The 15,338-nt window shown below is 68.7% G+C and carries 11 protein-coding genes; 10 read left to right on the top strand and 1 reads right to left on the bottom strand.

From position 1 onward, the window contains the following. Positions 1-144 precede the first annotated feature (144 nt). Entirely contained in the window at positions 145-885 is a 741-nt protein-coding gene (locus AMD30_RS12070) for a GntR family transcriptional regulator (protein WP_231632695.1), read from the top strand. A gap of 10 nt (positions 886-895) precedes the next feature. On the opposite strand, the gene AMD30_RS12065 is transcribed toward AMD30_RS12070, so the two are convergent. Beyond that, positions 896-2,275: an L-serine ammonia-lyase gene (locus tag AMD30_RS12065; RefSeq protein WP_055475800.1), complete on the bottom strand. Its 1,380-nt coding sequence runs from the start codon at positions 2,273-2,275 to the stop codon at positions 896-898. A gap of 395 nt (positions 2,276-2,670) precedes the next feature. On the opposite strand from AMD30_RS12065, the gene AMD30_RS12060 reads away from it, so the two are divergent. The 9 genes from AMD30_RS12060 (at position 2,671) to AMD30_RS12020 (ending at position 15,284) form a co-directional block, all read left to right on the top strand. Then, positions 2,671-3,990, top strand: coding sequence for an aromatic ring-hydroxylating oxygenase subunit alpha (locus tag AMD30_RS12060; protein ID WP_010843559.1), 1,320 nt, complete (start codon positions 2,671-2,673; stop codon positions 3,988-3,990). An 8-nt stretch (positions 3,991-3,998) separates the two neighbouring features. Next, on the top strand, positions 3,999-5,078 hold the full coding sequence (locus tag AMD30_RS12055; protein WP_055475799.1) for a hybrid-cluster NAD(P)-dependent oxidoreductase: 1,080 nt from the start codon (positions 3,999-4,001) through the stop codon (positions 5,076-5,078). Positions 5,079-5,091: 13 nt separating this feature from the next. Next, on the top strand, positions 5,092-6,339 hold the full coding sequence (locus tag AMD30_RS12050) for a sarcosine oxidase subunit beta family protein (RefSeq protein WP_014925786.1): 1,248 nt from the start codon (positions 5,092-5,094) through the stop codon (positions 6,337-6,339). 100 nt (positions 6,340-6,439) lie between these two features. Next, positions 6,440-6,754: a sarcosine oxidase subunit delta gene (locus AMD30_RS12045; RefSeq protein ID WP_014925785.1), complete on the top strand. Its 315-nt coding sequence runs from the start codon at positions 6,440-6,442 to the stop codon at positions 6,752-6,754. Beyond that, positions 6,751-9,588, top strand: coding sequence for an FAD-dependent oxidoreductase (locus AMD30_RS12040; protein WP_055475798.1), 2,838 nt, complete (start codon positions 6,751-6,753; stop codon positions 9,586-9,588). The genes AMD30_RS12045 and AMD30_RS12040 overlap by 4 nt, the downstream gene beginning before the upstream one ends. Continuing rightward, positions 9,581-10,177, top strand: coding sequence for a sarcosine oxidase subunit gamma (locus AMD30_RS12035; protein ID WP_055475838.1), 597 nt, complete (start codon positions 9,581-9,583; stop codon positions 10,175-10,177). Before AMD30_RS12040 ends, AMD30_RS12035 begins: the two co-directional genes overlap by 8 nt. An 11-nt stretch (positions 10,178-10,188) precedes the next feature. Continuing rightward, a complete protein-coding gene (gene purU, locus AMD30_RS12030) occupies positions 10,189-11,037 on the top strand; it encodes a formyltetrahydrofolate deformylase (RefSeq protein WP_010843553.1) in 849 nt (282 codons plus the stop codon). A 34-nt stretch (positions 11,038-11,071) separates the two neighbouring features. After that, positions 11,072-13,528: a GcvT family protein gene (locus AMD30_RS12025; protein ID WP_055475797.1), complete on the top strand. Its 2,457-nt coding sequence runs from the start codon at positions 11,072-11,074 to the stop codon at positions 13,526-13,528. 13 nt (positions 13,529-13,541) lie between these two features. After that, positions 13,542-15,284, top strand: a complete 1,743-nt coding sequence (locus AMD30_RS12020; protein WP_055475796.1) for a BCCT family transporter — start codon at positions 13,542-13,544, stop codon at positions 15,282-15,284. Positions 15,285-15,338: the final 54 nt, after the last annotated feature.

Here is a 15,338-nt window from a genome sequence, read left to right as displayed (position 1 = left end):
TGGCTACCTCGTAGCGGTATACCGTTACGAAGAGAATCCGCGCCGTTCATTTCCATCCGATTACGCGTCCGTAAGGGAGCAGTTAACGGTATACCGTTATCCGATCCGGGGGTACGCTGGCCCTCGCCACCAGAAGGGAGCGCCGTGACCAGAGCCGTAGACCGCCGGGAACGCAGCGAGCGGGATCGGAGTGACGCCGTGACGAAGAAGTCGCTGAGCGATGTCGCCTACGAGGTGTTGCGCGGGCGGATCGTCGGCCTCGAGCTGGCGCCCGGCACCCGGCTGGTGGAGCGGGACCTCGCCGTGGAGCTCGAGGTGTCGCGTATCCCGCTCCGCGAAGCGATGCAGCGACTCCAGCAGGACGGACTCGTCGTCATGGTTCCCCGCCGCGGAGCGATCGTCGCGCCGTTCACCGCCGATGATGTCCGCGACCTGTTCGACGTCCGCGAGAGCCTCGAGGTGCTGGCCGCCCGGCTGGCCGCCGAGCGAGCCGGGCCGGACGGGCTCGCCTCGCTCGCCGACCAACTGGAGATCGCTCGCGACGCCACGGCGCGAGACGACAAGCCGGCCATCGCCGCCGCCAACTCACGGTTTCACACGATCATCGTCGATCTGGCCGGAAACCCCCTGCTGGAGAACGTCCTCGGCCCCCTGGAAGCCCGCACGCAGTGGCTGTTCCACCTGACCAAGGACCGAGATCCGAGCGTCCAGTGCCGCGAGCACGAAGAGATGCTCGCTGCCATCTCCGCCAATGATCCCGATCGGGCAGCCGAATCGGCGTTCCACCATGTACATTCCGGCCGCGCGGCCAGCCTGGCGATGGCCGCGCACTGGTCGCGGGGCGTGCTCGACCCGGTGGCGCTGACCAAGAGCCGGCGCAGGTGATCGGCCTACGTCAGCACTCGACCACTCCCAGCGGCACGTGGACTGCCAGTCCCCCGGTCGCGGTCTCCTTGTACTTGGCGTTCATGTCGTGGCCGGTCGATTTCATGGCGGCAATCACCTGGTCGAGACTGACCAGGTGATCTCCGTTGCCGCGCAGGGCCATCCGCGCGGCGTTGATCGCCTTCCCGGCCGAGATCGCGTTGCGTTCGATACACGGGATCTGCACGAGACCGCCGATCGGGTCGCAGGTCAGCCCCAGGCTGTGCTCCATCGCGATCTCCGCGGCGTTCTCCACCTGCGCGGGCGAACCGCCGAGCACCTCGGCCAGTCCGGCGGCGGCCATCGCCGCCGCCGAGCCCACCTCACCCTGACAGCCGACGTCGGCACCCGAGATCGACGCCCCCGACTTGATGAGGCCACCGACCGCCCCCGCGGTCAGCAGAAACCGGACGGTGACGTCGTCGGGGTCGGCCCGGCCGACGGGTGTGTAGCGCCGGGCGTAGTGCAGGACGGCGGGGACGATCCCGGCCGCGCCGTTGGTCGGCGCGGTGACCACCCGACCGCCTGCCGCGTTCTCCTCGTTGACGGCGAGCGCGACCAGGTTGACCCAGTCCTCGGCGTGGGCCGCCGATCGCAACGGGTCCTCACGCAGCAGACTGTCTCGCCACTGCTTGGCCCGACGGCGGACCCGTAGGCCCCCGGGCAACTCGCCGTCGGTGGTGACACCGCGGTGGACGCAGCGCTCCATGACCGACCAGATGTGCAGCAATCCGTCGCGGACGTCGTCGGCCGGCCGGGTGGCCGTTTCGTTCCGCAGAACGACCTCCGCGATCGAGCTGCCCTCGTCCGCACAGATCGCGAGCAACTCCGCCGCGGTCCCGTAGGGCAGGGGCACCGCGACACCGCCGGCCGGTCGGTCGAACTCGTCGTCGGTCACCACGAAACCGCCTCCCACCGAATAGAATCGCGCGACCGGCAGGGCGCCGTCACGGGTGTGCGCCCGGAGTTCCATCGCATTGGGGTGCCGCGGCCGCATGACCTCGGGATGGCAGCGGATGTCGTCGGTCGTGAACGCCAGGTCGACGAGGCCGCCGAGTCGGATGCGACCGGTTCGCTCCATCTCCGCGATCCGGAGGGACTTCGTCTCGGTGGTGATGATCTCGGGTTCGTGCCCCTCCAGACCCAGCAGCACCGCGGTGAGGGTGCCGTGCCCCGCACCGGTCGCGGCCAGCGATCCGTAGAGGTCGACCTCGAGGTGAGACACCGATGGCAGATCGGTCGTCCGGGCCAGTCCGCACACGAACCGCTGCGCCGCGCGCATCGGCCCTACGGTGTGCGAACTCGAGGGTCCGACGCCGATGGAGAACAGTTCGAAGACGCTGACGGTCACGACCGGACCCCGGCCGGACGGAAAGGATGTTCGGCGGCGGCCGACGTGATGTCGGCGCCATCGACTGTGAATGTGTCGAAAGTGGACATTGTTGTACTCCAACCGATCTCGGACGAGTGATGCACTCGACCGCCCTCCCTGCTCCGCCCCGTCACACGTCTGCGGCTCGTGGAGAACAGTCGCACGTCCGGCTTGACAGCGCAAGGCCCAGACCGCACACTTGTTGCACAAGGCGCGGTACGTTGCGTACAGCGCAACAACAACAGCGGATGTCCGAGCCGGCCGACGTCGAACCCGGCCGACTCCGAAGGTCACCCGATCCTCGGCCGAAGCCCATGCGCCGCAACACTTCCCCTCGACCCGACCACGACTGTGCAGAGAGGCCCGCACTGCTGATGACCGCTTCATCCGTCGCGCATGCCGCCGCGCGGGCACCGGAACACGACGCCCGCACCCTGATCGCCGATCGCGTCGCAGGCCAGAGCCTGCCTGCCCCGTTCTATGTGAGCCGGGACTTCTTCGACCTCGATGTCGACGAGATCTTCTCGAAATCATGGCTTTTCGTGGCCACCGAAGCGGAGATCGCCGAGCCCGGTGACTACGTCACGATCACCTTCTCCACCCGGTCGGTCATCGTCGCCAGAGACGACGACGGCCGCGTACGCGCCCACCACAACGTGTGTCGGCATCGGGGAGCCCGCCTGCTCACCGACCCGAGCGGCTCGACCGGGACGTTCGTGTGCACCTACCACTCGTGGACCTACGGCATGGACGGACGCCTGGAGTTCGCCGACGCCCAGGCCCCCGGGTTCGACAGATCGTGTTACTCGCTGCGGTCGGTGCACGTTCGGTCGATCGCCGGGCTCGTCTTCATCTGTCTGGCCGACGACCCGCCGGCAGACATCGACGAGGTCGCCGCGATCGTCGAGCCCTACCTGGCCCCGCATCGCCTCGCCGAAGCCAAGGTGGCCAAGCAGACCGACCTCATCGAGGACGGCAACTGGAAACTCACGATGGAGAACAACCGCGAGTGTTACCACTGCGACGGGCATCCCGAGCTCCTCAACGTCTTCTTCCCGACCTGGGGGTACAGCGACACCGGGTCCATCCCGTCGCGCCTCGGGCCGGTGTACGACCGGTATCGCCGCGTCACCTCCGAACAGGTCGAGATCTGGGACAGCCACGACCTGCCCCATTCGCGGATCGAGCAACTCGACACGCGCCCAACGGGTTTCCATGTCGAGCGTGAAGCACTCGACCTCGCCGGCGAGTCGTTCACCCTCGACGGGTCCGCCGCCTGCGGCCGTCTGCTGACCGACATCGGCGAGGCGCGGCTCGGCCGGCTGTCGATGCATCTCCAGCCCAACATGTGGCTGCACGTGACCAGCGACCATGCGCTGGTCTTCTCGGTCATCCCGATCGCCGCCGACAAGACCCTGGTCCGCACCACCTGGCTCGTCCACCGGAACGCCGTCGAGGGCGTCGACTACGACCTCGAGCACCTCACCGGCGTCTGGGAGACGACAAATCAGCAAGACGCCGACCTGGTAGCGCTCGCCCAGAGCGGCATCAGCAGTCCCGCCTACGTTCCCGGACCCTACGGCCCCTCGGAATTCCAGGTGGAGGCGTTCGTCAACTGGTACGTCACGATGCTCCGCCGTCGGCTGGACATCCCGACCACCGGCACCGGCGCGTCCGACGCCGCGAGCGCATGAGAGCAACCATGGCCGACGACATCTTCCTGCAGTGTGTGTCCCGGACCGACACCACCCGGGACATGGCCACCTTCACGTTCCGGGTGGCGGGCGGATCGCCGCGTTCGGGCCCCGGACAGTCGGTCGACCGGCCGATCGACGAGGTCGACGAACACCGGACCCTCGTCTTCGCCCCCGGCCAGTTCCTCGCCGTCACCATGGAGATCGACGGCCGGGCGGTCCAGCGCTGCTACAGCATCTCCTCACCACCGACGCGACCGGGAAACCTGTCGATCACCGTCAAGCGGGTGAACGGCGGCCATGTCTCGAACTGGCTGCACGACAACCTGGTCGAGGGAATGATGATCGCCGCGACCGGCCCGCTCGGCCGGTTCACCTACACCGCCCGGCCGGCCGAGAAGTACCTGTTCATCTCCGCCGGCAGCGGCATCACCCCGGTGATGTCGATGCTGCGCGCCGTCACCGACAGCGAGTCCCCCCTCGACATCGCTTTCGTACACAGCGCCCGCAACGTCGACGACATCCCGTTCCGAGACGAACTGGAGGAACTCGCACACCGGCACACCAATGTGACCCTGGCGTTCGCGGCGACGCGGATGGCCGCCGAGGACCACGCCGACTGGACCGGCCACCGCGGACGCATCGACCGCGCGATGCTCGAGCGGGTCTGCCCGGACCTCGCCGAACGCGAAGTGTTCCTCTGCGGACCAGGGCGTTTCCGCAGCGAGGTCCGTGGCGCGCTGGTCGCCGCGGGCTCGGAGCTGGCGCGAATCCACGAGGAGAGCTTCGGCTTCAGCCTCCCGGCCGACGAACCGGACACCGAAACCGGTGTCGCGGTCGACTTCTCGCGCCGTGCGCGGCGGGTCACGGTGAGCCCCGGCACCACGATTCTCGCCGCAGCCGCGAAGGCGGGCGTCACCCTCCCGTCGTCGTGCGGAGTGGGTCTGTGCGGATCGTGCAAGGTACGCAAGCTCTCCGGCGACGTGGTGATGAACCACCAGGGCGGGATCCGTCCACGCGAGATCGCGCAGGGCAAGATCCTGCTCTGCTGTGCCGAACCCCTGTCCCCGGTAGTGATCGATTTCTGAGGAACACCCGACGATGACAAACCACCCCGCCGCCACCCTTCCCCCCGGCGCACACCTGCCCCATCACCCCGAATTCCTCTGGCGCGACGCCGAACCCAAGTCATCCTATGACGTCGTCATCGTCGGCGGCGGCGGCCACGGTCTCGCCACCGCCCACTACCTCGCCCGCGTGCACGGGATCACGAATGTCGCCGTGTTGGAACGGGGCTGGCTCGCCGGGGGCAACATGGCCCGCAACACCACCCTCATCCGCTCCAACTACCTGTGGGACGAGAGCGCCGGCATCTACGAGCACTCGCTGAAACTGTGGGAGGGTCTCGAGGACGAACTCGGTTACCCGATCCTCTTCAGTCAGCGCGGAGTGCTCAACCTCGCCCACACCGAGCAGGATGTGCGCGACAGCATCCGCCGCGTGGAGGCCAACCGGCTCAACGGAATCGATGCCGAGTGGCTCGATCCCAAGCAGGTCGCGGAGGTGTGCCCGATCGTCAACACCTCGTCCGACATCCGCTACCCGGTGCTCGGAGCCACCTTCCAACCGCGCGGCGGCATCGCCAAGCACGACTACGTCGCCTGGGGTTTCGCCCGTAGTGCGAGCGACGCGGGCGTCGACATCATCCAGAACTGCGAGGTCACCGGATTCGTCACCGACGGCGACCGGGTGGTGGGGATCGAGACCACCCGCGGCCGTATCGGCGCGGGCACCGTCGCGCTGTGCGCGGCGGGCCACACCTCCACCCTCACCGACCAGCTCGGCTTCCGGGTGCCGGTGCAGAGCCATCCCCTGCAGGCATTGGTCTCCGAACTCCTCGAACCGATCCACCCGACCGTGGTGATGTCGAATGCCGTGCACGTCTACGTCTCCCAGGCCCACAAGGGCGAACTCGTGATGGGCGCCGGCGTCGACTCCTACAACGGCTACGGTCAGCGCGGCGCATTCCACATCATCGAACGTCAGATGGCCGCCGCGGTCGAACTGTTCCCCGTCTTCGGCCGGGCACGCCTGCTCCGGACGTGGGGCGGGATCGTCGATGTCACCCCGGATGCGTCGCCGATCGTCGGGGCCACCCCGTACGAGAATCTGTACCTCAACTGCGGCTGGGGCACCGGCGGTTTCAAGGCGACCCCCGGGGTCGGGTGGGCCCTTGCCCACACGATCGCGACCGGTGCCCCGCATGCCGTCAACGCCCCGTTCACCCTCGACCGGTTCGTCACCGGTCACCTCATCGACGAGCACGGCGCAGCCGCCGTCGCCCACTGACCGCCACCGCCACCGCCACCGCCACCGCCACCGCCACCGCCACCGCCACCGCCACCGCCACCGCCACCGCCACCGCCACCGCCACCGCGAGGACGCCACGATGCAGATGATCCGCTGCCCCCATTGCGGGCCACGCGAAGAGACCGAGTTCCACTACGGCGCCGCCGCCGGCGTCGCGTACCCAGAACGACCCGCCGAACTCGACGACACGGACTGGGCGCACTACCTGTTCTTCCGGCCGAATCCCAAGGGTTCGTTGACCGAACGGTGGTGCCACACCGCCGGGTGCCGCCAGTGGTTCACCGTCGAACGCGACACGCGCACGTACGCCTTCGCCGGCGAACCGGTGCCTTCGCGTCATGCCGCCGGCGCGCCCGACTCCCCCGCCGACCCCGCACCCGGAGCCTCTCGATGAGCACATCCATCCCGAAACCCGATCTCTTCCAGCCCTTCCGAACCGGGGCCGGTGGACGCATCGACCGCAACACGCCCATCGACTTCGTCTTCGACGGGGTCACCTACCGCGGTTACCGAGGTGACACACTCGCCTCGGCTCTGCTGGCCAACGGGATCAGGGTCGTCACCACCAGCGTCAACCTCGGACGTCCCCGTGGTGTCACCGGAGCTTGGGCCGAGGACGCCACCGCGCAGGTGGGCATCGAGGCACCGTTCGTCGAACCGATGGTTCCGGCCACCTCCGTCGCGCTGTGTCCCGGTCTCGTCGCCCACGGCGTTCCGGGCTGGGGCAAGCTCAGCAGCGCCGTCGACGATGCCCGGTACGACTCCCTGCACCACCACCCGGACGTGCTGGTCGTCGGTGCCGGCCCCGCGGGCCTGATGGCGGCGGTCGCCTGCGCTCGTGCCGGGGCGCGGGTGCTCCTGCTCGACGAACGCGCCGAGCCCGGTGGCCGGATGCCCGCAGCGAGGTGGGTGGCCGCGGCCGTCGCCGAGCTGGATTCCCACCCCCACGTCACGCGCCTGACCCGCACCACCGCCTTCGGCGCCTACGACGACGGCTTCGTGCTGGCCGTCGAACACCGCACCGATCACCTCGGAACCGACGCCCCCGCGCACCTCTCCCGGCAACGGGTGCATCGCATCCGGGCCCGTCGTCTCGTTCTGGCGACCGGCGCTCACGAACGACCGATCGTCTTCGCCGGCAACGACCTTCCCGGTGTGATGCTGGCCGACGCCGGCGGTGAATACCTCGAGCGCTACGGGGTGCGGGTCGGTCGGACGGCGGTGGTCTTCACCGCGTGCGACACCGCGTATTCCACGGCCTTCGCACTCGTCGACGCCGGGGTGTCGGTTCCCGCCGTCGTCGACGTCCGGCCGGCCGTCAGCGCGGACCTACGCGAGGAGGCTCGCCGTCGGGGTGTCCCGATCCTCCCGGGCACCACCGTCAGCCGCGCACACGGCACGGATGGCGTGACCGGGGTCGACCTGAGCGACGGCTCGTCCCTGTCCTGTGACACCGTTCTGGTCAGCGGTGGGTGGAATCCGGCCGCCCACCTGTGGAGTCAGCTGCGCGGAACGATCACCTTCGACGACCGCGCCGCGGCCTTCCTGCCGACCGGAACCGTGGCAGGTACCGAGATCGTCGGGGCGGCAGCGGGTCTGACGACCCTGACCGAGTGCCTGGCCAGCGGACGACGCGGCGCGGTGGCGACACTCACCGGACTCGGGATCGGACTGCCGGAACTGCGCAGCATCCCACGGGTCACCGAACGGACCCCCGCCGCGCCCGCGATCTGCTGGTACGTGCCCGATGGACCCGACGGCGGGACCACGTCGTTCGTCGACCTGCAGCGCGACGCGACCGTCGCCGACATCGCCCGCTCACTGGGCGCGGGCATGCGATCGGTGGAACATGTCAAGCGCTACACGACCATCGGCACCGGGCACGACCAGGGCAAGACCTCCGGCATCGTCACCTCCGGCATCGTGGCGGAGATGCTCGGCATCCCCGTGGGCGACGCCGGCACCACCACCTTCCGCCCGCCTTACACCCCGGTGACCTTCGCCGCGCTCGCCGGCCGCGACCGCGGGGATCGTTACGATCCGGTGCGGCGCACCCCGATTCACGAGTGGCACGTCGAGCGCGGCGCCGTCTTCGAGGATGTCGGCCAGTGGAAGCGACCGCGGTACTACCCGCGTGGGGGCGAGGACATGCACGACGCGGTCCTACGCGAATGTGCTTCCGTGCGAACGGGTGTCGGCATTCTCGACGGCTCGACGCTCGGGGTGATCGATGTCGCCGGCCCCGATGCCCCGGACTTCCTCGACCTGCTCTACACCAACATGATGAGCACTCTCCCGGTCGGCAAGGTCCGCTACGGCGTCATGTGCGGCGCCGACGGGATGGTCAAGGACGACGGCACGGTGATGCGAACCGCGGAGGACCGCTACACCGTGTACACCACGACCGGCAACGCGGCCGCCATCCTCGACTGGATGGAGGAGTGGCATCAGACCGAGTGGCCGCACCTGCGGGTGTGGATGACATCGCTGACCGATCAGGTGGCCACCTTCCCGGTCGTCGGCCCCCGGTCCCGCGACGTCGTGGGGTCGGTGTTCACCGGTCTCGACGTGTCGAACGAGGCGTTCGGGTTCATGGCGTGGCGAGACACCACGTTCCACGGGGTGCCCGTCCGGATCGGGCGGATCAGCTTCTCCGGCGAGCTCGCCTACGAGGTGAACGTCGGGGCCGGATATGCGCAGGCGGTGTGGGATGCACTCGTCGCCGATGGTGAGCCGCACGGCATCACACCGTACGGCACCGAGACGATGCACGTCCTGCGCGCCGAGAAGGGATATCCGATCATCGGCCAGGACACCGACGGGACCGTCACGCCGCACGACCTCGGTATGAGCTGGGCGGTCTCGAAGAAGAAGCCCGATTTTCTCGGCAAGCGATCGTTCGCGCGCGGGTCGGCGACGGCGCCGGACCGCAAACACCTCGTCGGCCTGTTGCCCACGGACGGCAGCACCCGGCTTCCCGAGGGGTCGCAGATCATCGCCCACTGCGCCGACCGCACCCTGCCCCCACCCCCGGTCGCGATGCTCGGGCACGTGACGTCGAGCTACCGCAGCGCGGAACTGGGCCGGCCGTTCGCTCTGGCGTTGGTGAAAGGCGGTCGCGATCTGGTCGGCACCCGTCTCGACGTCCCGATCGGGGACACGCTGTGCGAAGTCGAGATCACCACAACCGTTTTCGTCGATGCGGAAGGAGCGCGACGCGATGGCTGACACCACCGTGCACCTCGCCCCGGGGCCCGACCTCGAACCGGCCGGTCCGTTGGACAACTGGTCGGCACGGTTCGCCGAACTCGCCCCGGTCGTCCGGCTCCACGCGAGCCCCGTCGCGCAGGCGGTCATCCGACCGACCGGGCAGGAGGCGCTGCAACGCCTCGGGCTGCCCGCGGCCTGCCGGCTGCGGCGAACCGAGGACGCCACGGTCATCTGGCTCGGGCCGGACGAGTATCTCGCCTGGGCGGCCGATGTGGCACCGCACGAGTTCGCCGCGTCGATCGCCGACCGCGTGCAGGGCGAGGCCTATGTCGCCGACGCGTCCGGTCAGCGCACCCGCATCGAACTCGGCGGCCCCCGGGCGGAGACGATCCTCGCGCACGGTTGCGCGATCGACCTGTCGCCGAGGGCCTTCGGACCCGACGACGTGGCCCAGACGCTGCTGGCCCAGGCCGCGGTGATCGTGCATCGCGTGCCCGACGGATTCGCGATCTTCGTCCGCAGCTCCTATGCCGACTACCTCGCCGCGTGGCTCGTCGATGCCGCCACCGAGTACGTCGCCGACCCCACTCCCGCCCCGCTCCCGTAGAGGAACCCCCGATGTCCGATCGATTCATCCTCACCCTGCGTTGTCCGTCGCGCAGCGGCGTCACGCACGCGATCAGTTCGTTCCTCTTCAGCCACGGCTGCGAGGTGCTCGATCATCAGCAGTTCGACGACCCGATGACCCACACCCTGTTCGTGCGAACCGAATTCGCGTCCGCACTCCACTCCGGCTCCGAGCAGCTGAGCGCGGCATTCGACCATCTCGCCGCCGGACTCGGCGCCGAGTACTCGATCACCGACCAGACGCCGCAACGGATCCTGGTGATGGTCTCGCGTCTGGGGCATTGCCTCAACGACCTCATCTTCCGGTGGCGGTCGGGCACCCTCGGCGGCGAACTGGTCGCCGTCGCCTCCAACCACACCGACCTGGCACCGATGACCGAGTCCGCCGGACTCCCGTTCCACCACCTCCCGGTGTCGCCGGACACCAAGGCGGCGGCCGAGAGCGCCATGCTCGACCTGGTGTCGTCCTACGACGTCGACCTCGTCGTCCTCGCCCGGTACATGCAGATCATCTCCGACGAGACGTGCGCGGCCCTGCGCGGCCGGGCCATCAACATCCACCACTCGTTCCTGCCGGGCTTCAAGGGCGCCAAGCCCTATCACCAGGCACACCAGCGCGGCGTCAAGTACGTGGGCGCCACCGCGCACTACGTGACCCCGGACCTCGACGAGGGACCGATCATCGAGCAGGAGGTCATCCGCATCGACCACACCCACGATCCCCGGCGCCTGGCCACCGCCGGCAGCGACGCCGAGGCACTGGCCCTGTCGCGCGCCGTGCGGTGGCACAGCGAGAACCGGGTGCTGATGAACGGGACCAGCACCGTCGTCTTCACCTGAACCAAGCCCTCTGCCCGAAAAGGATCGATTTAACATGGCTGCACCGAAAGTCGTGATCGTCGGGGCCGGCATCGTCGGCACCTCGCTCGCCGACGAGCTCACCCAGCGCGGTTGGACCGACGTCACCGTCCTCGACCGCGGTCCGCTCTTCGCCACCGGCGGGTCCACCTCGCACGCACCGGGTCTCGTCTTCGCGACGAACCCCTCCAAGACGATGACCGAGCTCGCCTCCTACACGATCGACAAGTTCTCGTCGCTGTCGCATCCCGACGGCTGGTGTTTCAACCCGGTGGGCGGACTCGAGCTGGCCACCACCCCGGAACGGTGGGAGGACCTGCACCGCAAGGCCGGCTGGGCGGCCGCACGCGGCGTCGAACACCGCCTCGTCGACCCCGCCGAATGCGCCGCGATGCATCCGCTCCTGGAACGCGACACCGTCCTCGGTGGCCTGCACACCCCGAATGACGGTCTCGCCAAGGCCTTGCGCGCGGTGGAGGCGCAGGCCCGGCGCGCGATCTCGCGCGGTGCCGAGTTCCGCGGCGGGCAGGAGGTCGTCGACGTCGTCGAGGTCAACGGCGAGGTACGCGGGGTCCGTACCGCGAACGGGGTCGTCGACGCCGACATCGTGGTGTGCTGCACCGGTTTCTGGGGCCGTGAGTTCGGTCGCCGGGTGGGACTGACCATCCCGCTCGTTCCGATGGCCCACCAGTACGCGATCACCACACCGGTCGACTCACGCCGCGGCGTCAACCCCGCGCTGGCCGAGGCGACGCTGCCGATCCTGCGCCACCAGGACCGCGACCTCTACTACCGCGAGCACGGCGACCGGATCGGTATCGGTTACTACGGTCACCGGCCGATGCCGTCGAGCGTGGGCGACCTCGATCACGAGACCGAGATCTCGCTCGACGAGATGCCCTCGAAGCTCATGTTCACCCCGGAGGACTTCGACGACGCGTGGCAGCACACGGTGGCACTGCTGCCCGAACTCGGCAACGGCAAGGTCGACGAGGGCTTCAACGGCATCTTCTCGTTCACCCCGGACGGCCATTCGGTCATGGGTGAGCATCGCGACCTGGCCGGTTTCTGGGTCGCCGAGGCCGTGTGGGTGACCCATTCCGCCGGCGTCGCGAAGACCATGGCCGAGTGGATGATCGACGGCACCCCCGGCGTCGACGTCCACGAGATGGACCTCTATCGCTTCGAGGAGGACGCACTCACCGACGACTTCATCCTCACCACCAGCTCGCGGGCCTTCGAGGAGGTCTACGACATCATCCACCCGCACGATCAGCGCGTCGCACCGCGTAACGTGCGCACGAGTCCCTTCCACGACCGGGAGGCCGAGCTCGGCGCGGAGTTCTGGGAGAGCGGACTCTGGGAGCGGCCCGCCTGGTACGAGGCCAATCGCCCGCTGCTCGAGCAGAAGGTCGCCGACGGGTTGCGGATACCGGAACGCGACAGCTGGTCGGCCCGCCACTGGTCGCCCATCGCGGTCGCCGAGGCCGCGCACACCCGCAGCCACGTCGCGGTGTACGACATGACCCCGCTGACCCGGTTCGAGCTGTCCGGGCCGGGTGCACTCGCCCTGCTGCAGCACCTCACCACCAACAAGATGGACAAGTCCGTCGGCTCGGTGACCTACACGCTGATGCTCGACGAGAAGGGCGGTGTCCGTTCGGATCTGACCGTCGCCCGGCTCGCCGACGATGTGTTCCAGGTGGGCGCCAACGGCCCGCTGGACTTCGACTGGATCACCCGGCATCTCCCGGGGGACGGGTCGGTCGTCCTCCGTGACATCACGACCGCCACCTGCTGCCTGGGACTGTGGGGTCCGCTCGCCCGGGACGTTCTTGCCCCGCTGACCACGGCCGACCTCACCAACGACGGATTGCGATACTTCTGCTCGACGTCCACCACCGTCGGCGCGGTCCCGGTGACGCTGATGCGGGTCTCCTACGTGGGCGAACTGGGTTGGGAGATCTACACATCCGCTGCCAACGGCCGGGCGTTGTGGGACACCGTGATGGCGGCGGGCCGGCCCCACGGCATCATCGCGGCCGGCCGGATCGCCTTCAACAGCCTGCGAATCGAGAAGGGCTATCGATCGGCCGGTGTCGACATGACGATCGAGCACACGCCCGCCGCGGCGGGCCTCGACTTCGCCATCCGCAGATCCGACGCGGACTTCATCGGCGGATCCGCTCTGGCCGAACGCCGTCCGGCGAGCAGGCTGCGCACACTACGCTTCACCGATCCGGCGGCCGTCGTCCTGGGCCGAGAGCCGGTGTCGGTGGACGGCGAGGTGGTCGGCTACATCACCAGCGCCGGGTGGTCTGCCACCGTCGGTGCGTGCCTGGCATTCGCCTGGCTACCGGCCGATCTCGCCGAGGACGTCACCGTCGATGTCGCCTACCAGACCACCCACCACGAGGCCGTCGTCATCGCCGACCCGGTCGTCGATCCCCAGATGACCCGAATTCGGAGATGACCGGAGAGGCACCATGAACGACGACATCAGCACCACACCCACCCGACCACGTATCGACCTGACGGTGTTCGGCGTGACCGCCGCACTCGTCATCGCCTTCCTGGCCTGGGGGTTGGCGGCACCGGACAACCTGTCCGCCGTCACCACCGACATCCTCTCCTGGATCACCGGCAGCCTGGGCTGGTTGTTCATCCTCTCGGCCACCGGATTCGTGGTGTTCGCGGTCTGCCTGGCACTCAGCAAGTACGGCAAGATCCCGCTCGGCAAAGACGGCGAGAGGCCCGAATTCCGCACCATCAGCTGGATCGCGATGATGTTCAGCGCCGGGATGGGTATCGGCCTCATGTTCTTCGGCTCGTATGAGCCGCTCTACCACTTCGTCGAGGCGCCTCCGGGTATGACGGCGGGCGACGTCCGGACAGCGATGGCCACCACCATGTTCCACTGGGGCTTCCACCCGTGGGCCATGTACGCGGTCGTCGGGCTCGCACTCGCCTACAGCACCTTTCGACTGGGCCGCAATCAGTTGATGAGCGCGGTGTTCGCCCCGATCCTGGGGAAGCAGGCCAACGGCGCGGGCGGCAAGGTCATCGACATCCTCGCCATCTTCGCGACGTTGTTCGGCACGGTCGCATCCCTGGGTCTGGGTGCGCTGCAGATCGGTTCGGGACTGTCCAACGTCGGCTGGGTCGACAACCCGGGCACCACACTGCTCGTGGCCATCATCGCCGTGCTGACCGCCGCATTCGTGGCCTCGGCGGTGTCCGGTGTCGCCAAGGGCATCCAGCGGCTGTCGAACATCAACATGGTGCTGGCGATCGTGCTGGCGGTGTTCGTGTTCGTGGTCGGGCCGACGGTGTTCATCCTCAACCTGCTGCCGACCACCCTCGGCGCCTACGCCAACGACATCACCGCGTTCTCCGCACGATCCTCGGCCACCGTCGACGCCGAGGGGGAGAGCTGGCTGGCCGGGTGGACGATCTTCTACTGGGCCTGGTGGGTCTCGTGGACGCCGTTCGTGGGGATGTTCCTGGCGAAGATCAGCCGCGGCCGCACCATCCGCGAGTTCGTGATCGGCGTCATGGTGGTGCCGACAACGGTGTCGCTCGTGTGGTTCTGCGTGTTCGGCGGCACCGCCATCCGGGAACAGACCGACGGTGTGCTGGGTTTCGATCCGGCGACCGCCGCGTCGGAGGACACCCTGTTCCAGATGCTGGACCACCTACCGCTGACCGGGATCGCCTCGGCGCTGGCCATGATCCTGGTCGCGATCTTCTTCGTCTCCGGCGCGGATTCGGCGTCGCTGGTCATGGGCACGTTGTCCGAACGCGGGGCCCACGAACCCAGCCGGTCGGTGACCGTGTTCTGGGGCGTGCTGACCGGCGCGGTGGCGGCGCTGTTGCTGGCCATGAGCGGCGGCGACGGCCTCAACGGCATCAAGCAGATGGCCATCATCGCCGCACTGCCGTTCGTGGTCGTGATGATCGGCATGTGCCTGTCGCTCTACCTCGACCTGCGCCGAGACCCGCTGATCGTCGCGCGCTCCCAGCTCGACGACCAGGTCGACCGGCACATCCGCAAGCAGGCGGAGAAGATCGGGACCGGTGAGATCCTCGTCGTCGACCCGGCCGCGATCGACCGGAAGTCGCGGGGTCGTCGACGAATCCGCCGCCGTGCGGACGCGTCCGCCGACCTCCCGGTATCGGCGACCGGCGAGCCCGCCGTCGCCGTCGCGGAGACGGAGCCGCGCCCGTGACGGGTCCTGGACACCTTGTCGCGTTGCACGACGTGGTCACCGGTCCGGGTGGAC

It is taken from the genome of Gordonia sp. HS-NH1 (genome assembly GCF_001418765.1).
In the GTDB taxonomy this organism is placed as follows: domain Bacteria; phylum Actinomycetota; class Actinomycetes; order Mycobacteriales; family Mycobacteriaceae; genus Gordonia.
The sequence above is the reverse complement of the archived record's forward strand: the minus strand, read 5'-3'. Positions and strand labels throughout refer to the sequence as shown.

What these genes read in the sequence shown, in the direction of transcription:
- AMD30_RS12060 (WP_010843559.1), top strand. Translation starts at nt 2,671, where the DNA reads ATGACCGCTTCATCCGTCGCGCATGCCGCCGCGCGGGCACCGGAACAC.
- AMD30_RS12055 (WP_055475799.1), top strand. Translation starts at nt 3,999, where the DNA reads ATGGCCGACGACATCTTCCTGCAGTGTGTGTCCCGGACCGACACCACC.
- AMD30_RS12050 (WP_014925786.1), top strand. Translation starts at nt 5,092, where the DNA reads ATGACAAACCACCCCGCCGCCACCCTTCCCCCCGGCGCACACCTGCCC.
- AMD30_RS12045 (WP_014925785.1), top strand. Translation starts at nt 6,440, where the DNA reads ATGCAGATGATCCGCTGCCCCCATTGCGGGCCACGCGAAGAGACCGAG.
- AMD30_RS12040 (WP_055475798.1), top strand. Translation starts at nt 6,751, where the DNA reads ATGAGCACATCCATCCCGAAACCCGATCTCTTCCAGCCCTTCCGAACC.
- AMD30_RS12035 (WP_055475838.1), top strand. Translation starts at nt 9,581, where the DNA reads ATGGCTGACACCACCGTGCACCTCGCCCCGGGGCCCGACCTCGAACCG.
- purU (WP_010843553.1), top strand. Translation starts at nt 10,189, where the DNA reads ATGTCCGATCGATTCATCCTCACCCTGCGTTGTCCGTCGCGCAGCGGC.
- AMD30_RS12025 (WP_055475797.1), top strand. Translation starts at nt 11,072, where the DNA reads ATGGCTGCACCGAAAGTCGTGATCGTCGGGGCCGGCATCGTCGGCACC.
- AMD30_RS12020 (WP_055475796.1), top strand. Translation starts at nt 13,542, where the DNA reads ATGAACGACGACATCAGCACCACACCCACCCGACCACGTATCGACCTG.